Origin of the sequence: Rossellomorea arthrocnemi (assembly GCF_904424705.1) — a bacterium.
GTDB classification, from domain to species: Bacteria; Bacillota; Bacilli; order Bacillales; family Bacillaceae_B; genus Rossellomorea; species Rossellomorea arthrocnemi.
The window spans coordinates 232498-253160 of record NZ_CAJGBF010000001.1 but is presented as its reverse complement, the minus strand read 5'-3'; the positions used below and the strand labels follow the sequence as shown (position 1 = coordinate 253160).

Genomic DNA, 20663 nt, shown 5'->3' with positions numbered 1-20663 from the left:
CTTCACCAGAAGAGGGTTTTTACCGATAGAAAGGGCTGATTTAAATGGATTTAGACTGGATTTGGAAAGCTGTTCTCATCGTATTGGCAGGTACGTTATTGTTACGGGTCGCCGGGAGAAAGTCCATATCCCAGATGACGTTAGCGCAGACGGTCATCATGATCGGAATCGGATCATTACTCATTCAACCGGTAGCTGGAAAGAATATTTGGACCACGATTGGCGTGGGTCTGATTCTCGTTCTTACCCTCATGGTCATGGAATATCTGCAGGTGAAATCCGATCGTGTCGAGCAGTTTATTACAGGGAAATCAAAAATCCTGATGGAAAATGGCGTCCTGGATGAAAAAAACTTTAAAAAGTTACGCATGACCGTCGATCAACTTGAAATGAAACTAAGGCAACAGGGAGTCAGTAAATTATCAGATGTGAAATGGGCGACCCTTGAACCGAATGGACAAGTCGGAGTGGAACTAATGCCGGGTGCAAAGCCTGTAACGAAGAAGGATTTCGAACAGCTTCAGGCACAGGTACAAAGACTGATCAATATGCTCGGAGTCCCACCCACTACAACTAGACCCGTCAGTCCGGAAATGGGAGGGGAAGACATATTTAAAGAGGTCAAGGAGAATGGTTCCCTCACTCCTCCCCCAAAACATCTTCAGTAGTACAGCATAAGGAGGAAACGTATGAAAGCAGTCACCTATCAAGGAAAGAATTCCGTAGCCGTCAAAAAAGTAAAAGATCCGGGGATTCAAGATTCACAAGACGTCATTGTGAACATAACCTCAACGGCCATCTGTGGATCCGATTTGCATCTTTATCAGGGGAATTTCCCCCTCCCGATCGGATATGTCATCGGACATGAGCCAATGGGAATCGTGGAGGAAGTCGGCAAGGATGTAACGAAAGTGAAAAAAGGTGACCGCGTCATCATCCCTTTCACTGTGGCGTGCGGGACTTGTCAGTATTGTCATAACCATTTGGAGAGCCAATGTGATCATTCCAATCCCCATTACGACTCAGGAGGATTGTTCGGTTATTCGGAGAAGTTCGGTAATTATCCCGGTGGACAAGCGGAATATCTACGGGTTCCGTACGGGAACTATACCCCCTTTTTAGTACCGGAGAATTGTGAATTGGAGGATGAAGAGCTTCTCTTATTATCGGATGTCCTTCCTACAGCCTACTGGAGTGTCGAACATGCAGGGGTGAAAAAAGGGGATACGGTCATTGTACTCGGATGTGGGCCTGTCGGCTTGATGGCACAGCAGTTTGCCTGGAAAAAAGGTGCCGAGAGAGTCATCGCAGTTGATTATTTCGATTACCGCTTGCGTCACTCAAAGAAAATGAACCATACGGAAACCTTTGACTTCACCCAATACGATGATATGGGGGAAACGTTGAAAGAGTTGACCAAGGGTGGAGCTGATGTAGTCATTGATTGCGTCGGGATGGACGGGAAGAAATCACCCCTTGAATATATGGAACAGAAACTGAAGCTGCAGGGAGGTACGATCGGTCCGATCCAGATTGCTACCAAAGCCGTGCGGAAGTGTGGAACCGTTCAATTGACCGGGGTCTACGGCGGTCTTTACAATATGTTCCCACTCGGGGCATTCTTTGCCCGGAACATTACATTGAAAATGGGACAGGCACCCGCAAGAGCCTATATGGAACCCCTTTATGATCAAATTGTCAAAGGGGAAATCGACTCCACATCCATCATCACCCATACATTGAAACTTGAGGAAGCGGAAAAAGGGTATCAGCTTTTTAATCAAAAAGAAGACGACTGCATTAAAGTGATTTTGAAGCCATAACGGTAAGAAGGAGGGATGAATGTCCCTTCTTCTTTTTGTTCACGGGACACATGACGTTTACATAAAGTGGAAGGGTGTTGTGGAAAAGAGATCGTAAGAGGAGATGAAGAGACTGTGTTTTATCATATTAAAGAGCTACAATATGAGGCGAAACCCTGCCGGCCAAATCCGGCATATGCAAAGCAGTTACAAGAAATTTTAGGTGGACAATATGGGGAGATTTCGGTGATGATGCAATACTTATTCCAGGGATTCAACGGGCGTGCTGACAAGAAGTTCCGTGATTTGTGCCTGGACATCGGGACGGAGGAAATCGCCCATGTAGAATTACTGGCTACCCTCATTGCCCGCCTGCTTGACGGAGCACCCGTATCTGAACAGGAAGCGATGTATAAGAGTAATCCGGTACTCGCCGCTGCAATGGGTGGAATGAATCCCCAGCATGTGATTGTAAGCGGTTTGGGGGCCATGCCAGTGGACAGTGTCGGAAACCGGTGGACAGCATCTTATATCGGTGCGAGTGGGAATCTCCTGGCAGATTTCCGAGCCAACTTAACGGCAGAATCCATGGGTCGTTTGCAGGCAGTGAGGCTGTATGAGCTGAGTGATGACCCGGGTGTCCGTGACACACTTTCCTTCCTGATCGCCCGTGACACAGCACACCAGAATCAATGGGCAGCAGCGATCGCGGAACTTGAAGAGCGCGAAGGGGATATTGTCGTACCGACGACGTTCCCGCGGGAACTTGAGAAACAGGCTGTTTCTTACGACCTGTATAACCTGTCCAGAGGGGAAGCGAGTGCAGAGGGACGATGGGCGAGCGGACCGAGTATGGACGGAAAAGCAAATTTCGAGTATGTCAGTGAACCTGGCCCATTTGGATCAAAGCCTAAACTATCCCCGGCCCCTAAATATGTACATGACACCGTGCCGATGCCCCCAATGATGAAATAACAAAAAAAGATTCTCAATATACTGGAATGTCACAGCAGCCTGAGAATCTTTCCATCTTTCAACGTTTACTCACAATGTTCGTTTTTGTTTTTGTGAAGGGGTGGAGGGATCAGCCATCCCTTTTCTTTATTTAATTTAAGTACTTTAGCTCCCATTTGGGCTTTTTGCATATGAAATTGACCAAACATCATGGCCACATCTTCACGGATGCTTTGTCCCATGATCATACTGCAAGCGACTAAGCCTGAAGCAATATTAACGGACAAAGCTGCTGCTATAGAAGGGTCAGGCATACGTGCACCTGTCGGGATGTCATCCAGGCAGGCATGTGGCGGCTCTGGAGGAGTTGGAGGTAATCCAATCCCATTTTCCTTCAACAGTTTCTCTACTTGTTTAATTTCTTCTTGCCCGCCTTCTATACTGTCTTTAAGTAATTTTTTTAAATCATCATCACCGGCATGATTGAGCTGCATCTGATATCCTGCAACCGTGGCTTTAGCCGTTAACAGATAGTTCCATGCTCCAAATACTTCCCCGTAATGCAACGGTTCTTCTTGCGGATTTCCACTTAAAATACCCATAATCATCCTCCTGAATGTCATTTTGGTGTGCCACCTTTCAAAACGATTGTACGAGCACAATGAATAATTTCCCCATTTGATCAAGAAAGTATGTATTCGATTGTAAAAATTCATGTTTAGTTAGTATAATTTTGATTTGGAGAATGAAAACTAAGCTCAAGTCTGGCAAGACTTCAGAAGATCTCATAACCTAGTAGGTATGGGTTCTTTTTTTAAATGGGGAAGGGATGGAAACATGCCTGTGTAATAGGCATGTTTCAGTGTATTCAACTGCCCTGTCAGTTGATGACATCGTTATAAGGGTCCACCGCGAGAGTTCCGTCCTTCTGGATTTCTCCATAGAAAACATCAGAGACTTCAGGGATGCCAAGGGAGGTTAACTGTGCCTTCACCCAGTGTTCATCCAAGTTTAGCTCCCGTAAATTCTTCATCACTAACTTTCCATCTTCAATCAACGGGGTGGGGATAGCAATCTGGCTGCTTGGACTGAGAGGATAAGTCTGTTTATCCCCTTTTGTAAGTGGTTGATGCTTCTCTTTTTTCATAACAGAGAGAGTACCATCTGTTTCAAATATGGCGTAGTCCACTTCCGTAAGGGAAAAGACATTTTTCTTTCTTAACAGGACGTTCAGAGCATCAAGATCCAGTCGTACTTTGCGCAGCTCGGCATCCATGATTTCCCCTTTTCGAATCACAACCCTGGGGATCCCCTCGACGGCCTTTCTGAATCCTTTCGATTTAAGATCAATAAACCCCATTACCACTGTGAAAATGGTCCATCCCCCTAATGCAAGCACTCCGTTCCGGACACTGATTGTTGAATCGATGGCAAGTGATGCTCCCAAGGTCCCGAGTGCAATCGCTGATACAAAGTTAAAGAAGGTCATTTGGGAAATTTCTTTCCTTCCCATGAAGCGGGTAAGGGACAGCAAAAGGATAAAGGAAAGAATGAGTCTGATAGAAAGCTCGAGAATCGTCAATGGATACACCTCCAATTTATCTCCATCATTTTTGACGGTACTTTAATAGGATGCACAATATCATGCCATATATTTTACATAGGACATGTGAGAGCCGGTGGTCCTATTCATTTACGGGCATGAGGGAAGTTTTCTCTGCATAACAATAGAAAGATATTGTCAAAACAGGAGGGAGTACCTTGCATCAAAACTATAAGGTGTATTATCCATATGTCAGCCCATTTGACCCTTGCCCACCGATCACGAAAAAGGTGTATTCCACGCCGCCTAACCTCTATATGGGGTTCCAGCCTGCAAACCTGGAGCAATTTTCACCACAAGAAGCCTTACGGAAAGGGACGCTTTGGAAGGCATTCTATGATCCATACTACAGCCCTTATGAACTGAATAAGGATGGTGACTCATAATGAAGCAGCTTCCCGCTCATTATTATGAAGTCATGGAAGAACTTCAGGCAGTCGATTTCGTCATTGTCGACCTTACCTTGTATCTGGACACTCATCCCGAAGATTATGATGCCATCAAACAGTACAACGAATTTGTGCAGATGAGAAAAAAGATCAAAAAGAAATTCGAAAAGGAATTCGGTCCCTTAACCGGGTTTGGGTACAGCTATTCCAACTATCCGTGGGACTGGAAAGATGCCCCTTGGCCATGGCAAGTCTAATTCGGAATAAAGGAGAGGATAGACGATATGTGGGTATATGAGAAAAAACTTCAATATCCAGTAAGGGTCAGTACATGTAATCCAAAGCTTGCTAAGTTTCTGATCGAACAGTATGGCGGAGCTGATGGAGAGCTTGCTGCAGCCTTGAGATATTTGAACCAGCGTTACACGATTCCCGATAAGGTAATAGGCTTACTGACGGACATTGGCACAGAAGAATTCGCTCATTTAGAAATGATTGCAACGATGGTATATAAGCTCGTCAAGGATGCAACACCTCAGCAAATGAAAGACGCAGGTCTCGATGCGAACTATGTGAATCACGACAATGCGATTTTTTATCAAAATGCTGCAGGTGTTCCCTTTACCGCTTCCTATATCCAGGCAAAGGGTGACCCGATTGCAGACCTTTATGAAGACATTGCTGCAGAAGAAAAAGCAAGAGCCACTTATCAGTGGATCATCAATATGAGCGATGACCCCGACCTGAATGATGGACTGCGCTTTTTACGTGAACGGGAAATCATTCACTCCCAACGCTTCCGGGAAGCAGTGGAAATATTGAAAGATGAGAGAGATAGGAAAGTTATTTTTTAATGCTTATTAGTGACTTAGTTCGAAATAAAGGGCTGCCGCACCCTGTGGCGGTTTCACGTTTTGAAGGGGATGGAGAAAATAAACGAAGGGGAAGCCAACATGGCTTCCCCTTCGTTGTTTATCAAGAAGAATTTGAATGAACCTCGCAAAGTTAATCCGTCATATACTCATTCACCAATTCATAACATCTATCCTTCGTGGACTTATATAAAGAAATATACCATGCCACATTTTCAAACGTCCCGCCTTCATATTTCAGTCTTTCTTTCTCGGCTTTTTCTTCTTTCTGTTCAATCCATTTTAATTGTTCCGCCTTTAACTCCTTCATAACGTCTTTAGACAGCTCTTTTTTCAGAAGGGCATAAATCTCATTCAGTGCATCGTCATACTTTTCGTAAGACACCCCGTAGTAGCTTTTCATGGCGTTTGTGACGCCTTTATCCGAATCCTTCTTTTCAGGCATGGCATCGAGTTCTTTTTGGATGTTGTCCAGTTTTTCCACAAATTCTGTTTTTCTTCCTTCTATCTTCGTTACGGATTGATCTTGTCCGGGACTTTCCTTCCTGCTGTCTTGAGTTGCGGTTTCCACAGATTCAGTCGTCTGATCTGCTTTCACATGACTGTCAGACGCGGCTGTGCTTTCCGGTTTATTTTCGGAATCAGACTGGTTAGAAGCAGTATTATCCGTTGAACCGCTACAAGCAGACAATGTGATGAATAGAACAGCTAATAAGGCTGCCGCCATCATTTTTTTCCTTTTCTTCATTCTTACAGCTCCAATCCTTTTTGAAAATGCATTACTTGGGTTATTTTAACATAACAGAAATATCCTTTTGATATAAAAAGTTAATTTGTCCCTATATATTTCTGAATGATCTGTTGGTAAAATAAGGTTTATTCAAATTGCTCAATAAGCGAAAGTTTTATCAGGATCCATTTTTTATATCTCAGCCAAGGGATTCACTCCACACTCGTCATACGGTTTAACCATTCACAGAGCGTGCTGCAGGTCAGTACTGTTTCTTGAAACATGAAACTAAAGGGGGATTCTTCATGATAAATTACGATGGCCGAATATTTGTATCCATTGAAAATACGACGAATGGAGAAGTTTCATCCAAAACCTATTTTGAATATAAGCAAGAGGGGAATATCCTTTCAGCAACATATAGTGGCGGAGAAATTATGAAAGGAACGCTGATTGGCATCGTGAAAGAAGATGGCAGCTTAACGTTTAGATACAACCATGTAAACGTTCAACATGCTATAAGGGGAGGTCAATGTACATCCATCCCTGAAATTCTTTCGGATGGCAGAATAAGGCTGCATGAGAGATGGAAATGGCTGGACCTTGAACAAAGCGAAGGAGAATCCATTGTTGAGGAAGTAATCTAATTCGTAGGAGCAAGGGGACGGTTCTTATGCTCCGGGAATGTGCCTTCTTTTCACAGAAACCTGAATTTCACTCGGAAAATAGTAAGCTACTGAGAACGTAAACTATCACGAGGATTTCTATTTCTTATTTTCCATTGGTGAAATCAGGATCGCTTCTAATTTTTTGACATCACTAATAACTGAGCCATGGGTTCACGGCTCAATGGAGGTCTTGCCATGAATGATATCAAAACGGACTATCTATTTAAAACGATCGAACCGATCACCAAAGGCTGGTCGGGTGATAAGAAATATTCGATTAAAACGGACACCGGGGAAAGACTGCTGCTCCGTACAGCGGAGCGTTCCGAATATGAAAGTAAAAAAAGAGAGTTTGAAGCGATGAAGCGGTTGGCCGAAACGGGCATACCGATGTCTGTGCCCCTGGAATTCGGGACGAGTGACGATGGTAAAAGTGTTTATACGCTCTTTACATGGTGTGAGGGGGAAGATGCTGCAGAGATGCTGCCTAAGTTGACGGATACTGAACAATATGAGCTCGGGGTGAAGTCGGGACGCTATCTCAGGGAAATTCACTCCATTCCTGCACATCCCCATGAAGAGAAGTGGGAAGCGAAGTTTAATCGTAAAGTAGATAAGAAAATCAATCAGTATCACGAATGTCCCCTAAAGATAGAGGGGGGTGAATCCATTCTTACATACATAGAGGCAAACAGACATCTCCTGAAGGGGAGGCCACAGACCTTCCATCATGGGGATTATCATGTGGGGAATATGGTCATTTCAAATGCTGGAGATTTATCCGTCATCGATTTCAACCGGCACGACTTTGGTGATCCGTGGGAAGAGTTCAACCGCATCGCCTTCAGTGCTTCGGTGAGCCCCCATTTTGCCACGGGACAGCTGAACGGCTACTTCAACGGACGACCGCCTGAAGAGTTCTTCAAGCTCATGACCTTTTACATCAGCAGCAATATGCTGTCGTCCATTCCATGGGCGATAATGTTTGGGGAAGAGGAAATAGCCTTCATGACGGATCAGGCGAAGGAAGTGCTGGGCTGGTTTGACGGGATGAAAAATCCGGTGCCGACGTGGTATTTGGAAGACTTTTATATCCAATACATCGATCAGATTCCGTACAAGTTAAAGTCACCTTTCGACTTCACTTTTATCAATGAATATGGGAAGGTCTTCAAGGTATATGACGATCAGGACTCGGGCAATATTGGCTTCGGGGTAAAGAGTGGCGACGGGAACATTTTCATTAAATTTGCCGGTGCCCCGACAGCAAGGTATGCCGGAAAACCTGAAGAGGCGGTCGCAGAGTTGAAGGCCAGTGTTGAAGTCTATGAAAATCTGGCGCATCCCCATTTAGTGAAATTGATTCGCGGGGAGGAAGTCGGCGGTGGGTTTGCCGCCATTTTTGAATGGACAGACGGGAAGTGCATGGGGAAGATGTATCCCCTTTCAAGGGAGACATTTCTGCAGATGCCGGATCACTCAAGAATGAAGGTCTTCCGTGACATCCTTGACTTTCATATCCATGTGATAGAAAAAGGGTATGTAGCCATCGACTTCTATGACGGCAGTATTCTGTATGATTTTTCAAACGAGAAGACGTTGATCTGCGACATCGATCTGTATTCGAGACGCCCTTTTATCAATACAATGGGCAGGATGTGGGGCTCGTCACGCTTCATGTCACCGGAGGAATTCCAGCAAGGTTCCGAAATCGATGAAATCACAAATGTGTACGTGATGGGAGCAACGGCTTTTGCACTGTTTGGCGGAGAGAAGGACCGCTCCTTCGGTAAATGGCGATTGAGCGAGGGATTGTACGAGGTGGCATTGCGAGCGGTCAGTGATGACAGGGAGAATCGACAGCAGTCTCTGGGGGAGTTGAAGGAAGAGTGGGACACCGCACAAGAACCCTGAGACCTGTCTCTAAGGCAGAAAAAGATGTGTTGATCTTTCATGATGAATCAACACATCTTTTTCTGCATGTCTGTGGGATGTTCACGATTATCCTTTCCATACTATTAACCTCTTCTGTGATTCAACAGAGGTATGCTGAATCCAACCGTGGTCCCTTCGTGTTTATTACTTCTGATGAAGAGCGACCCATCATGGTGTTCAATGATTTGTTTGCAGATGGCGAGTCCAAGTCCGACGCCCTCTGTGTTCTCATTGGCTTTATAGAACAGGGTGGAGACATGTCGGAGGTGCTCTTCTTCAATTCCTTCTCCCTCGTCTTCTACTTCGACGGTCAGGTCATTTTCTCCCTTCAAATATCGAACGGTGATGGTGCTGTTTGTACCGGAATACTTGATGGCGTTCTCGATCAGATTAAGAAGCACCTGCCGGATCCGATTCTGATCAGCCACCAGTTCCAGGGGTTCATCATGGATCAGGATGATTTCCTGTTCTTTTTGCTTGCGCTTTTTATCAAGCTGTAATATGACTTCTTTCACAAGCTGATCAAAATAAAACGGAGACGGGTTGATTTCAAACGTACCATTCTGATAGCGGGAGAAATCAAGGAGTTCCTCCACCATGTCGATCAGTCTGTCGGTTTCTTTCGTGATGATGGAAAGTCCTGTTTTGGTTTCTTCCACATTCCGGGGATCCCCTGTCAGTAAAGTTTCACTCCAGCCCTTGATGGAGGTGAGGGGGGTCCTGAGTTCATGGGAAACGGACGAGATGAACTCATTTTTCATTCTTTCCGTCCTTAGGAGTTCTTTCCCCATATTATTAAATGTCTGACTCAGGGTATGGAATTCATCTTTATATTGTCCATCCACCCTCGCTTCCAGGTCACCTTCTGCCATACGATTCGAGACAGTCGTCAATTCAATGACGGGTTCCGTGATCATCCGGGAAAAAAAGGTACTGACGACAAAAACAATCCCGAGGATCCCGATTCCGATCGCAGAAAGAGTGATCAAGATCGTACGGAAGTTATCATCCAAGCCTTCGACCGATGTGATAAAGCGCAGGATGCCGATGGTTTGATCACCGGATTCCAATGGGACCGAAACGGCGAGAATGCGTTCCCCTGTTTTTTTGTTTGTGCCGAACCAGGTGCCTTTCCCTTTTGAAAAGGCATCCTTTACGTCAGGGGTGTCCTGCTTTTCTCCTGGAATGAATCCGTTGGAAGACGACAGCACCCTCCCGTTTCCGCTCAATATTTGCGTCTCGGCCTGATCAATGGAGAAATTGCTCTGAAGTTCCTGCAGATTTTCCCGTAAATTGTACGAGGATAAATGACTATAGCGCTTCGCGAATGAGGCAGAGTTCTCTGCATGATTTTGCAGGATTTCAGCCGTCCCGTTGTAATAATAATGATAAATGCCTGAAGCGACGATACCCAGGAACAAAAGGATCGTCATCGTGATCAGCGTCAGATTCTGCATGAGTATACGCCGTCTAATTCCCATTGTGCTTTCCTTCTCCGGATTCATCCCAGCGGTATCCATAACCCCACACTGTCAACAAATAACGGGGAGCGGAGGGATCTTCTTCGATTTTCCTCCGGATCCGCCTGATGTTCACATCGACGATTTTCGGATCACCCATATAATTGATCCCCCAAACCCGGTCCAGCAGATCATGACGGCTGATGGCCTTCCCGCTTGCTTTCAGGATGGTGCTGATCAGATCATATTCCACCGGGGACAGTTCGATATCTTTCCCCTTCACCGTCAGGAGGCGCCTGCTTTCATCAAGGAAAACAGGCGGGGCCTTCACTTCCGGCTGGGAAGGACGGATCCTCCTCAACAATGCTTCAATCCGGGCGATTAATTCATTCGGACTGAAGGGCTTCGACATGTAATCATCCGCCCCGTTCATCAAACCATGTACTTTGTCCATCTCCTGTACCTTCGCGGTCAACATGATGATGCCGATGGATCGGTTCCATTCCCGGATTTTTTTGCATGCATCAAATCCGTTCATTCCCGGCAGCATCACATCGAGAAGAACGATATCGACAGGGCTCTCCTGCTGCTTCAACTGCTCGATGCCAGACTCTGCATTGTCTGCCTGCAGCACACTGTATCCATACCGTTTCAAATTGATTTCAATGAAGCCCCTGATGGACTCTTCATCTTCAATGATCATGATTCGCTTCAATCTTAACACCTGCATTTCATATTGATAAAAGTAAGGCTCTTTCCGGTACCTTATTCAGAAGACAATAAATGAACATACTTCTTGAATTCAGACGCCGGTGATTTCGTCAAGTAAACGTATTGGTTACTTTCCATCAGGACATTCCATCCTTCGAGGGAATCCTTTTTGTCTTTATCCGCAACAAACACATTAAAAAGGAGGGAACCGTCGTCCTTCGAAAGGAATTTAACATATCTCCGTCCGTCGGAGGTCACAATTTTGACAGAGGGCCATTCTTCCGGCAGCACCAGTTCATACTGATACGGATCGTTCTGATAGGAACGAAGGGTGAATTGCGGTTTGCCGTCATCTGATAATTGATAGTATTCATGAATGAACGGCATGTCCACATATGGTTTGTCCTGGTTCGCCTCGATCAGGAGGGGGAATTCCAAAATGCCGTCCCCATTTTTGTCTTCACTGTTTGCGGAAGTGGCCCGGAATAATTTATCTTTGAATTCCTTTGGAACGAGTTCTGTAAGCTTCCTGTTTTTCACCCCGACGATGAAAGAAGTCGAGGAATGGGCACCGACAGTGGAATCAAATATCGCCCCTTTGACGGACGGGGTGACGTAGCCGGATGCCGAGTTATAGTAAGGATAAACATAAGGATCGAGCTTCAGTTCATCCACCTTCTCAGGTTTTCCTTTTGGAAAAGAGTAAAGGGTGACGATATGCTCTTGATTCGGTACCAAAGAAGATAGCAGCAGCTCTTCATGACCATCTTCATCATAATCTTCAGAAAAGAAGGCGCTGTACTGGGATTCGAAAAGCTTGGTCGGCTTTTTGCCTTCAACATCATAAATGACGAGGGCAGAGTCAGACGCTTCTGCCGCATAGGAAAAACCGATCAGGAGCTCTTTCGTGCCGTCCCCGTTCAGATCAGATGCTTCGACCTTCATCAATTCCCTTCCGATATTGTCGATCCCAGCCACCTTCGTCCATTTGCCTTCTTTATTCTCCAGGACAATCCCTTCCATTTGAGAAGTTTCCTCGGGGAGACGGTAAAAGACGATCAACTCTTTTTCCCCATCTTCATCCAGATCCGTTTTCATGATTCTGTCTGAGGTTTTGTCATCGTTTGGCGAGAGCCACTCCGCCTGTGGAGGGACAAAGCCTTGGATGGCCTGCTTCAACTCCTGCTGCTCGACAGGAAGTGCCGGCGGCTTCATTAAGGAAGAGTTGGATTGAAATAAGGAACAGCCACTGGTGACCAGCAGAACTCCGCTCAAAAGAACGATCATTTTTTTCATCTATTTTTCACATCCTACCAAATGCTTTCAATAGTATAGTGTAAATTCATTCGACAAAAGTAACAAGAAAGTAACAAATTTCGCAGCGTCATTGTAACCGCCTAGTCACCCTTTCTCTCCTGTATTCTCTTACGATGAAAATAGAACAAAACAGCCGGAGGAAAGGTGAAAACATGCGGAGCAAAAGAAGATTAAAGAAAAGTGTACGGATGACATTAGCGCTGATGTCGGCCCTCTTCATCCTAGTATCGACCATTTGGGTGATGGATATAGGCGAAGCGAAAAGTAATGATGGGCAGGAAAGCGTAGAAAAGATAATCGCAAAGGAAACGGGAGAACAGCCACCTGTCGCAAAGCCTACTGAGGATGTGAAAGAGAGGAACGAGGATACTCCTGATCAAGTGGAAGAGACAGATGAACATATCGATTCAGTACCGGTTGATGGACAGGCACCATCCACAGTCGATCCACCTGTGGAAGAGGAATCATCAGAGACTGATCAAGATCAGGAAGAACCAAGTGTTCAAGAGGAACATTCGGTTTACCTCACATTTGATGACGGACCCAATGAAAATACCGAAGCCATCTTAAATATCCTGGAACAATACGATGCCAAGGCGACATTTTTTATGCTGGAACCGAATATGAGGAAATTCAGAGACGCTGTAAAGGATATGGCGGCAGAAGGCCATGCAGTCGGCATGCACGGTGTGACCCACAATGCGGGGATATTCTATCAATCTAGTCAAACGGTCGTCGGTGAAATGAAACAGGGACAAAAGACCCTGGAAACCATCACCGGCATACACAGTCATTTGATCAGAGTCCCTTATGGATCGGTGCCGAATATGACACCTGCATACCTGGAAGCCGTTGCCGATGCAGGATTTAACATGTGGGACTGGAACATCGACAGCGAAGATTGGAGGCTGAACAGCCATGAGTACGTTCCTAATGTTCTGGAACAAATCCATTCTTTTCCCTATAAGCATTCACCGAAAATCATTCTGCTTCATGAAAAAGATGTGACTCTCGAGTATTTGGAGGAGCTTCTTATCGATCTGACGGAAAAGGGGTACGACATGAAATCGATTACCGGACAAATGGATACTGTGACATTTTAATGAAAGAGGAGTGGCGAACAATGAATGAAAAATGGAAAGTGGGCATCACGCTCCTGATTGGATTGACCGTCTTATCTGGAGGCCTTCTGTTCTTTGTTTTTTCAAAGGTGGGGGCTTTTTTCGATGAGACATATGAACCGATTCACGTACCTGATGAACAGGACGACAATAAAGAATCTGCCCCTGACGATACGATTCACATCCTGCTGATGGGAGTCGATGAACGTCCACATGATAAAGGACGGCCGGACGTCATGATGGTGGTCGAAATCGATCCAACGTCTGATAAAACTAAGGTAGTCAGTCTCCCCAGGGATACCAAAGTAACCATCCCTGGCCGCGATGAAAGCACCAAATTGAACCATACCTACACGTATGGAGGGACCACCCTCACCGTCCAGACCGTTCAACAACTCCTGGACATTCAAATCGATTACTACGCAAAAGTAAATATGAACGGGTTTGAAGAAGTCATCAAAGAAATCGGCGAACTGACCATTGACAATAAACTGGCATTCACCTTTGATGGATACCACTTTGCAAAGGGAGAACTGACACTTTCTCCGGATGAAGCACTCGCCTATGTCAGAATGAGAAAGCAGGACCCGATGGGGGACGAGGGACGGAATAAACGTCAGCAGAAAGTGATCAAGGCCGCTGCTGATAAGCTCCTGGAACAGAACAATTATGGGAAAATCCTTGAATTGCTCGATACCGTATCTCCATACCTAGAATGGAACATCCAAGAAAAAGACTTGAAAGAGCTATACAACCATTATTCACACGCCATGAAACAGATGGAATCCTCGGAACTTCCCGGCGAAGGAAGACTCGGTCAGGATGAATTGTGGTACTTCATCCCCCAAGATCCAGAAAAGGTATTAGGAAAATAAATGGTTAACTTTCATTATGAGGACAACAAGGAAAAGTATTCTCCGTCCTAATAAGTTCCATTTATTAAGTGCTAAGCAATCTATCTTTTTTACAAAGATGAGGGACGGACCTTTAAAGGTCCGTCCCCCTACTATATGTTGAATAGAACCCTGTGCGTTGATAAAACGCACAGGGTTCTTTCTGTTTTCCTGAAAACTTCCCATCCTGTACACATATTGTTAATAGTTTCGTAACATTTTCCTTCTAAGATGAAATCAACAGCAAAGCTCAGCAGTTCAGAATTAATAGAGGAGGAAATAACATGCTAGAACACAACAATCAAAATGAAGAAATGAATCATACGGAAACAAACGATACAGAAGTCAGTCAAAAAGAAGAGATGCAGAGGACTCCCAAACCGAAGAAACGGTTTAAGGGAAAGGGATTCCTGAACACTGTAGGTGCGGGGATCATCGGTTCAGTCCTGACGCTGACAGTATTGCCTCAAACCGACTACTTTCAGAACTTGGCTCAGCCAAGTATTGAGCAGTCGGCGGCTGATAATGGTCAGGCAGACACTTCAGCTAATTCAGGAATCACTCCTACAACGGTGTCAACGGAAAGTGGAGATGTAGCGAACATTGTGGAGGATGCATCTGAGTCCATCGTTGGAATCGTCAATTACCAGAAGCAGAATGGCATGGGTGCCTCTCAGGATGCTCCTGCAGGGACAGGTTCAGGGGTTCTCTTCAAGAAAGAAGGAGACAGTGCTTATATCATCACCAATAACCATGTGATCGAAGGGGCTTCCAAGATCGAGGTGTCTCTCTTCGATGGTGAAAAGACTGAAGGGGAGTTGATCGGAGCGGACCCGCTGACAGATCTTGCCGTAGTGAAGATCGATGGTAAATATGCAGACAACCTGTTGGAAGTCGGTGATTCCAGTGCACTGCGCGCTGGTGAACAGGTGATTGCGATCGGGAATCCCCTCGGACTCGATTTATCAAGAACGGTGACACAAGGAATTGTCAGTGCCGTGGACCGCACCATTCCAGTGCAGACATCTGAAGGTGAATCTGAATTGAATGTCATCCAAACAGATGCTGCCATCAACCCGGGGAACAGCGGAGGCGCACTCTTGAACTCAAAGGGTGAGCTGATCGGAATCAACAGTGCGAAAATTTCGAACTCTGGTGTAGAGGGGCTTGGGTTTGCAATCCCAAGTAAGGATTTCATGCCAATCGTCAGTGAAATCATCAAAACAGGTAAAGTGGAGCGCCCGTATATCGGAATCGGTATGACGAATCTCTCAGATGTACCGCGCCATTACCTGCCGAATCTCCCTGAGTCAGTGGAAGCAGGGGTCATCGTTGCCAATATTGATGGAACATCAGCGGCAGCGAAAGCCGGGATCAAAGAAGGCGATGTCATTACCAAGATGAATGGCCAGTCTGTAGCGAGTGTGGCCGAATTGAGAAGACAGCTATACGGTGACTTGAAAGTAGGAGATAAGATTGACCTTACCATTTTCCGAGACGGTAAAGAAATGACGGTCAGTCTGACACTTACCAGTAATGCCATGATGAATGGATAAGTTGAGGGAAGGATGGGTGCCAGGCACAAGGTGAGTGAAAGGTGCCAGGCACAAAGAGGGTGAAAGGTGCCAGGTACCAAGAGAGTGAAAGGTGCCAGGCACAAAGAGAGTGAAAAGTGCCAGGTACAAAGAGGGTGAAAGGTGCCAGGCACAAAGAGAGTGAAAGGTGCCAGGCACAAAGAGGGTGAAAAGTGCCAGGCACAAAGAGAGTGAAAGGTGCCAGGCACCAAGAGAGTGAAAAGTGCCAGGCACAAAAAGGGTGAAAGGTGCCAGGCACAAAGTGAGTGAAAGGTGCCAGGCACCAAGAGAGTGAAAAGTGCCAGGCACCAAGAGAGTGAAAAGTGCCAGGCACAAAGAGGGTGAAAAGTGCCAGGCACAAAAAGGGTGAAAGGTGCCAGGCACCAAGAGAGTGAAAGGTGCCAGGCACAAAAAGGGTGAAAGGTGCCAGGCACAAATCGACCAACCTGTACCTGGCACCCAAAACAATAAGCATACAAATAAATGAATATAAAGGAGTACGGGTAAGTGGATAAAAAGAAGCGTTCGATCACGTTATGGAGTGTTATCGGAGGGGTTGTTCTCATCGGCTCGCTGCTCGCGGTGTTTGGTTTTTCCAAGGAGGAAGTAGTGGCGAAGGTAGGCAGTGAGTCCATCAGTAAAGAGGACTTGTATACGACGCTCGTGGATCAGTATGGGGATGGCGCCCTGGATACGTTGATTGCGGAGAAGATTGTGCAGCTTGAAAGTGATAAGAAAGATCTCACGGTGAAGGACAGTGAGATTGATAAAGAGCTGGAGAACATTAAAGGTTCATATGAGAATGAAGAAGCCTTCAATGAGGCGTTAGCGTCAAGCGGATCAAGTCTTGACAGTGTCAAAGCGAATATTAAATCTTACTTGTTAACGGAGAAATTGCTGAAGGGTAGAGTTTCGATTACGGATGATCAGATAAAGGAATACTTTGAAGCGAATAAGGATACGTTTGCCCAACAAGAACAGGTAGAGGCTAGTCATATTCTTGTAGAAGATGAAAAGACCGCAGAGGAAGTGAAGGCGAAGCTTGATGACGGAGGGGATTTCGCCGAGCTTGCGAAGGAATATTCTACTGATACGTCTAATGCGGAGTCAGGCGGGGAGCTTGGGTATTTTGGAAAAGGAGAAATGGTGACGGAGTTTGATGATCAGGCATTTGCCATGAAGAAAGGCGAAATCAGTGATCCGGTGAAAACGGAATTTGGCTACCATATCATCAAGGTGACGGACAAGAAAGAAGCGAAAGAGGCGGTTCTTGCCGATCATAAAGATGAAATCAAAGATATTCTGTTTGATCAGGCTCTGCAAACGGAGTATGGAACGTGGCTTGAGGAAAAGAAAGAGGATTACAAGATCGAAAATGTATTGAAAGATTCATAAACCGGTCATTGTTTGTTCATGATTTGGTCATATTTTCTGGAAATACTGACAGTGCAGCCACTGGACAAGGTGACTGTCACATGAAAAAGGAGGAAAAAGAATGAATAAGAAACGAACGCTAACGTATGTACTGACAGGTGCCCTAACAGTCGGGATTCTCGGGGCCATTCCAGCCTTTGCCGCTGAAGAGGATGCAGGGAAGACAAATGATTCGGCGGTTGCAAGCGAAAAGTCGGAGCCGGTATTTGGCGGCCATCACGCCGGGCAAGGAAAGCTCCATTTGAATGAGGAGCAGGTGAAGGAAAAGGCTAAAGAACTTGGCATCGACACGACCGATAAGGATGCACGGGAACTTGCCAAAGAAATCATGGGTGCCGAACTTGAAAAAAGAGCGAAGTCATTAGGTATTGACACTGAAGGAAAAGATCACCGTGCCCTAATGGAGGAAATCCGTCAGGTGGAACTGAACAAGAAAGCGAAGGAACTGGGGATTTCAACTGAAGGAAAAGAGCAGGAGGAATTGGCACAGGAAGTGAGAGAAACCCTGGTGAAACAGGAAGCGAAAGAACTTGGAATCGAAACCGATGGCAAGGATCTGAAAGCAATTGCTGATGAAGTAAGAGAAGCCGCACTTTTGAAACAGGCAAAGGATCTTGGCATCGAGACAGAAGGAAAAGATCGTCATGAGGTAAGGCAGGAAGTATTCGAGGCGTCCATCCTGAAAGCCGCGAAAGAACTGGGTGTTGAAACGGAAGGTAAAACGTCGAAGGAACTGATGGAAGAAATCATGACTGATCATGCTGATGAAGCGAAGAAATTGGATTTCTTCCCTTTCAATAAGGAAGAAGGCTCCTTTTTCCGTATGGGTGGTAAAGGTCATCACGGTCCGGGCCATGGGAAAGAACCTGAAGCCACAGAGCAAAATAACCAAGGAACCGAATCTCAAAGTGAATCATTATAAGAATGGAAATCCCCGCCAAGGTGCGGGGGTTTTTCATTAGGATAGAATGAAACGGTAAAAACGTCTATAATTTACATAAGGAGAAATTGGGAAAGGAGTGATGTTGATGAACGTGCTGGTCGTTGAAGACAATAAAAGTGTGACAAGCATGCTTGAAATGTTTTTTTCAAAAGAAGACATTCATGGGGAGTTTGTCCACGACGGTGCTGAAGGGTACAGGCGATATAAGGAAGGGGAGTGGGATCTCGTCATTCTGGACTGGATGCTTCCCGGAATGGACGGCGTCACCATTTGCAGGAAAATCAGGGAAGAAGGGTCTCAAGTACCGGTCATCATGCTGACGGCGAAGGATAGTGAGTCCGATCAGGTGCTCGGTCTCGAACTCGGTGCCGATGATTATGTGACCAAGCCCTTCTCGCCTCTTGCCCTGATGGCGAGAATCCGGGCTGTCTCCCGGCGGTATCAAGGGGACAAACCCAGTACACCAGGAACTCAGGATGTTTCCACGACTGATTTCCGGATCAGTAAGGAAACCCGTGAAGTCTTTCTGAAAGGAGTTCCCCTTACCAATCTGACACCAAAGGAATTCGAATTGCTGTATTATCTTTCACAGAATCCCCGGCAAGTGTTCTCGAGGGAGCAGCTTCTTGAACGCGTTTGGGGGTATGATTTCTATGGGGATGAGCGGACGGTGGATGTCCATATCAAGCGGCTGCGCAACAAGATCGGGAGCAAGGACAAGCCGTATCTGCATACGGTCTGGGGAGTAGGGTATAAATTCGATGAGACGGCGGCCGGGGATGAAATTTAGGTATCTTTATCAGCTGTTACTCAGCCACACAAGTGTCCTCATCATCGCCTTCATGATCCTCGGCATCCTGTTTTCCCATTATGTCGAAAATCTTGTGTATGAAAACAAGGTCACAGAACTGAGAACATATGGGGAGAAAATATTATCGGACCTTGAAAGACCAAGCCCAAGAAGGCCTCTCTATCTTGAAGAATACAGCAACTTGCTTCATGCGCGGAACATCGACGTGATCACGTTCAACCGTCAAGGGGAAGTTTCATTCTCCAGAGGTGGAGTTTATCCGCGGATCGAGCTCTCGAAAGAAGAGTGGCAAAAAATCGAAAGCGGTGAAACCGTCCCCCTCAAAAAAGATTTCGGCCGCTTTAATCAGGCCGTGTCCCTTGTGATCATGCCCCGGATCGTCAATGATCAGCTGACGGGGGGATTAATCTTGATTTCCCCCATCAGCGGTTCGAGGGAAATGCTGAGTGAGATTAATCACTATCTTCTCTATATCGCACTCCTGGCCCTCGCGATTTCACTATTGGTCAGCTGGTTCCTGTCGAAGCTTCACGTGAAGCGGATTCAGAGGATCAGGGACGCCACTTCCCGGGTGTCGTCGGGTCACTATGACGTTCACGTCCCAAGCTCCAACTTCGATGAAATCGGTGACCTTGCCGAAGACTTTAATGAAATGGTGACGAAACTTCAGGCTTCGAAAGAGGAAATCGATACATTGGAAAACCGGAGAAGGCAGTTCATGGCGGATGTTTCCCACGAACTGAGAACACCACTGACAACGATTCGCGGTGTCATCGAGGGAATTCGAAACGACATGATCCCCGAAGAACAGAAAGAAAAAAGCTTCGGTCTCGTCAGCCAGGAAACGAAGAGGCTTATCCGACTGGTGAATGAGAACCTGGATTATGAAAAAATTCGATCCAACCAGGTGATCCTCACGAAAGTGACCCTGCCTCTCCTCGATATGTTCGAGGTCATCAAGGAACAACTTGATTTTCAAGCTGAAGAAAAAGGAAATGAAATCAGTATTCTTGCAGATTCGGACGTTTTGATACACGCCGACTACGACCGTCTCATCCAAATATTGATCAACATTACGAAAAACAGCATTCAATTCACCACCGGGGGAACGATCACGTTAAGGGGATCCACTTCCGGGAAGGAAACCGTCATCGAAATCGAAGACACCGGAATCGGCATGGACCCGGAGGAAATCAAATCGATTTGGCGCAGGTTCTACAAAGCGGACCTGTCCCGGACCAACAACCCATATGGTGAATTCGGCATTGGGCTCTCCATTGTGAAGCAATTGGTGCTCATGCATGAAGGGACGATCGATGTGTTCAGTGAGAAGGGTGAGGGGACGAGGTTTGTGATCCGGCTGCCACTGTAGTCATATATGGATTGCTCATGAGAGTGAATAACTAATGAAAAAAGCGCATGGACTCTAAAATCCATGCGCTTTTT

Annotated in this window: 21 protein-coding genes; 15 read left to right on the top strand and 6 right to left on the bottom strand. The window is 45.9% G+C overall.

Annotated elements, in window-relative coordinates; translation table 11 throughout:
• The first annotated feature begins 44 nt into the window (after window positions 1-44).
• The 3 genes from BAA9072_RS01345 to BAA9072_RS01335 all read left to right on the top strand — a co-directional run bounded on the left by BAA9072_RS01345 (window position 45) and on the right by BAA9072_RS01335 (window position 2777).
• On the top strand, window positions 45-668 hold the full coding sequence (locus BAA9072_RS01345) for a DUF421 domain-containing protein (protein ID WP_201712889.1): 624 nt from the start codon (window positions 45-47) through the stop codon (window positions 666-668).
• A gap of 21 nt (window positions 669-689) precedes the next feature.
• On the top strand, window positions 690-1823 hold the full coding sequence (locus BAA9072_RS01340) for a zinc-dependent alcohol dehydrogenase (RefSeq protein ID WP_201712888.1): 1134 nt from the start codon (window positions 690-692) through the stop codon (window positions 1821-1823).
• A 114-nt stretch (window positions 1824-1937) separates the two neighbouring features.
• Window positions 1938-2777 (top strand): manganese catalase family protein, encoded by an 840-nt coding sequence (locus BAA9072_RS01335; RefSeq protein WP_201712887.1) that lies wholly within the window; start codon window positions 1938-1940, stop codon window positions 2775-2777.
• Between the two features lie 65 nt (window positions 2778-2842).
• On the opposite strand, the gene BAA9072_RS01330 is transcribed toward BAA9072_RS01335, so the two are convergent.
• Window positions 2843-3358 (bottom strand): DUF3231 family protein, encoded by a 516-nt coding sequence (locus BAA9072_RS01330; RefSeq protein ID WP_201712886.1) that lies wholly within the window; start codon window positions 3356-3358, stop codon window positions 2843-2845.
• Between the two features lie 278 nt (window positions 3359-3636).
• On the bottom strand, window positions 3637-4347 hold the full coding sequence (locus BAA9072_RS01325) for a DUF421 domain-containing protein (RefSeq protein WP_330999257.1): 711 nt from the start codon (window positions 4345-4347) through the stop codon (window positions 3637-3639).
• 170 nt (window positions 4348-4517) lie between these two features.
• Between BAA9072_RS01325 and BAA9072_RS01320 the strand changes: the two genes are divergently transcribed.
• The 3 genes from BAA9072_RS01320 to BAA9072_RS01310 are packed head-to-tail and all read left to right on the top strand — an operon-like array spanning window position 4518 to window position 5602.
• Window positions 4518-4745, top strand: a complete 228-nt coding sequence (locus BAA9072_RS01320) for a spore coat associated protein CotJA (protein WP_201712884.1) — start codon at window positions 4518-4520, stop codon at window positions 4743-4745.
• Window positions 4745-5005 carry a spore coat protein CotJB gene (locus BAA9072_RS01315; protein ID WP_201712883.1) on the top strand — a complete coding sequence of 87 codons (261 nt, stop codon included), beginning with the start codon at window positions 4745-4747 and terminating at the stop codon, window positions 5003-5005. Before BAA9072_RS01320 ends, BAA9072_RS01315 begins: the two co-directional genes overlap by 1 nt.
• A gap of 27 nt (window positions 5006-5032) precedes the next feature.
• A complete protein-coding gene (locus BAA9072_RS01310; protein WP_201712882.1) occupies window positions 5033-5602 on the top strand; it encodes a manganese catalase family protein in 570 nt (189 codons plus the stop codon).
• Between the two features lie 151 nt (window positions 5603-5753).
• On the opposite strand, the gene BAA9072_RS01305 is transcribed toward BAA9072_RS01310, so the two are convergent.
• Entirely contained in the window at window positions 5754-6368 is a 615-nt protein-coding gene (locus BAA9072_RS01305; protein ID WP_201712881.1) for a lysozyme inhibitor LprI family protein, read from the bottom strand.
• Between the two features lie 287 nt (window positions 6369-6655).
• On the opposite strand from BAA9072_RS01305, the gene BAA9072_RS01300 reads away from it, so the two are divergent.
• Window positions 6656-6997 (top strand): n-acetylglutamate synthase, encoded by a 342-nt coding sequence (locus BAA9072_RS01300; RefSeq protein WP_201712880.1) that lies wholly within the window; start codon window positions 6656-6658, stop codon window positions 6995-6997.
• 216 nt (window positions 6998-7213) lie between these two features.
• Window positions 7214-8932, top strand: a complete 1719-nt coding sequence (locus tag BAA9072_RS01295) for a phosphotransferase (protein WP_201712879.1) — start codon at window positions 7214-7216, stop codon at window positions 8930-8932.
• 104 nt (window positions 8933-9036) lie between these two features.
• On the opposite strand, the gene BAA9072_RS01290 is transcribed toward BAA9072_RS01295, so the two are convergent.
• From BAA9072_RS01290 to BAA9072_RS01280, 3 genes are read right to left on the bottom strand one after another with little or no spacing between them, the layout of a single operon-like run.
• Window positions 9037-10434: a sensor histidine kinase gene (locus tag BAA9072_RS01290; RefSeq protein ID WP_201712878.1), complete on the bottom strand. Its 1398-nt coding sequence runs from the start codon at window positions 10432-10434 to the stop codon at window positions 9037-9039.
• Window positions 10424-11128 carry a response regulator transcription factor gene (locus BAA9072_RS01285; RefSeq protein WP_201712877.1) on the bottom strand — a complete coding sequence of 235 codons (705 nt, stop codon included), beginning with the start codon at window positions 11126-11128 and terminating at the stop codon, window positions 10424-10426. Before BAA9072_RS01285 ends, BAA9072_RS01290 begins: the two co-directional genes overlap by 11 nt.
• A gap of 50 nt (window positions 11129-11178) precedes the next feature.
• The gene (locus tag BAA9072_RS01280) at window positions 11179-12420 is read right to left on the bottom strand and encodes a hypothetical protein (protein ID WP_201712876.1); all 1242 of its coding nucleotides are present in this window, start codon (window positions 12418-12420) and stop codon (window positions 11179-11181) included.
• A 173-nt stretch (window positions 12421-12593) separates the two neighbouring features.
• Between BAA9072_RS01280 and BAA9072_RS01275 the strand changes: the two genes are divergently transcribed.
• The 7 genes from BAA9072_RS01275 (at window position 12594) to BAA9072_RS01245 (ending at window position 20589) form a co-directional block, all read left to right on the top strand.
• Window positions 12594-13544, top strand: a complete 951-nt coding sequence (locus BAA9072_RS01275) for a polysaccharide deacetylase family protein (protein ID WP_201712875.1) — start codon at window positions 12594-12596, stop codon at window positions 13542-13544.
• A 20-nt stretch (window positions 13545-13564) separates the two neighbouring features.
• Entirely contained in the window at window positions 13565-14437 is an 873-nt protein-coding gene (locus tag BAA9072_RS01270; protein WP_201712874.1) for an LCP family glycopolymer transferase, read from the top strand.
• Between the two features lie 302 nt (window positions 14438-14739).
• Window positions 14740-16011 (top strand): S1C family serine protease, encoded by a 1272-nt coding sequence (locus tag BAA9072_RS01265; RefSeq protein WP_201712873.1) that lies wholly within the window; start codon window positions 14740-14742, stop codon window positions 16009-16011.
• A gap of 525 nt (window positions 16012-16536) precedes the next feature.
• Window positions 16537-17424: a peptidylprolyl isomerase gene (locus BAA9072_RS01260; protein ID WP_201712872.1), complete on the top strand. Its 888-nt coding sequence runs from the start codon at window positions 16537-16539 to the stop codon at window positions 17422-17424.
• A 100-nt stretch (window positions 17425-17524) separates the two neighbouring features.
• Window positions 17525-18385, top strand: a complete 861-nt coding sequence (locus tag BAA9072_RS01255) for a hypothetical protein (RefSeq protein ID WP_201712871.1) — start codon at window positions 17525-17527, stop codon at window positions 18383-18385.
• A gap of 106 nt (window positions 18386-18491) precedes the next feature.
• Window positions 18492-19196 carry a response regulator transcription factor gene (locus BAA9072_RS01250; protein ID WP_201712870.1) on the top strand — a complete coding sequence of 235 codons (705 nt, stop codon included), beginning with the start codon at window positions 18492-18494 and terminating at the stop codon, window positions 19194-19196.
• On the top strand, window positions 19186-20589 hold the full coding sequence (locus BAA9072_RS01245; RefSeq protein WP_201712869.1) for a sensor histidine kinase: 1404 nt from the start codon (window positions 19186-19188) through the stop codon (window positions 20587-20589). The genes BAA9072_RS01250 and BAA9072_RS01245 overlap by 11 nt, the downstream gene beginning before the upstream one ends.
• Window positions 20590-20663 lie beyond the last annotated feature (74 nt).

Coding starts and splice junctions, on each gene's coding strand:
- BAA9072_RS01345 (WP_201712889.1), top strand. CDS start 45: ATGGATTTAGACTGGATTTGGAAAGCTGTTCTCATCGTATTGGCAGGT.
- BAA9072_RS01340 (WP_201712888.1), top strand. CDS start 690: ATGAAAGCAGTCACCTATCAAGGAAAGAATTCCGTAGCCGTCAAAAAA.
- BAA9072_RS01330 (WP_201712886.1), bottom strand. CDS start 3,358: ATGGGTATTTTAAGTGGAAATCCGCAAGAAGAACCGTTGCATTACGGG.
- BAA9072_RS01315 (WP_201712883.1), top strand. CDS start 4,745: ATGAAGCAGCTTCCCGCTCATTATTATGAAGTCATGGAAGAACTTCAG.
- BAA9072_RS01310 (WP_201712882.1), top strand. CDS start 5,033: ATGTGGGTATATGAGAAAAAACTTCAATATCCAGTAAGGGTCAGTACA.
- BAA9072_RS01305 (WP_201712881.1), bottom strand. CDS start 6,368: ATGAAGAAAAGGAAAAAAATGATGGCGGCAGCCTTATTAGCTGTTCTA.
- BAA9072_RS01300 (WP_201712880.1), top strand. CDS start 6,656: ATGATAAATTACGATGGCCGAATATTTGTATCCATTGAAAATACGACG.
- BAA9072_RS01295 (WP_201712879.1), top strand. CDS start 7,214: ATGAATGATATCAAAACGGACTATCTATTTAAAACGATCGAACCGATC.
- BAA9072_RS01290 (WP_201712878.1), bottom strand. CDS start 10,434: ATGGGAATTAGACGGCGTATACTCATGCAGAATCTGACGCTGATCACG.
- BAA9072_RS01280 (WP_201712876.1), bottom strand. CDS start 12,420: ATGAAAAAAATGATCGTTCTTTTGAGCGGAGTTCTGCTGGTCACCAGT.
- BAA9072_RS01275 (WP_201712875.1), top strand. CDS start 12,594: ATGCGGAGCAAAAGAAGATTAAAGAAAAGTGTACGGATGACATTAGCG.
- BAA9072_RS01270 (WP_201712874.1), top strand. CDS start 13,565: ATGAATGAAAAATGGAAAGTGGGCATCACGCTCCTGATTGGATTGACC.
- BAA9072_RS01265 (WP_201712873.1), top strand. CDS start 14,740: ATGCTAGAACACAACAATCAAAATGAAGAAATGAATCATACGGAAACA.
- BAA9072_RS01255 (WP_201712871.1), top strand. CDS start 17,525: ATGAATAAGAAACGAACGCTAACGTATGTACTGACAGGTGCCCTAACA.
- BAA9072_RS01250 (WP_201712870.1), top strand. CDS start 18,492: ATGAACGTGCTGGTCGTTGAAGACAATAAAAGTGTGACAAGCATGCTT.
- BAA9072_RS01245 (WP_201712869.1), top strand. CDS start 19,186: ATGAAATTTAGGTATCTTTATCAGCTGTTACTCAGCCACACAAGTGTC.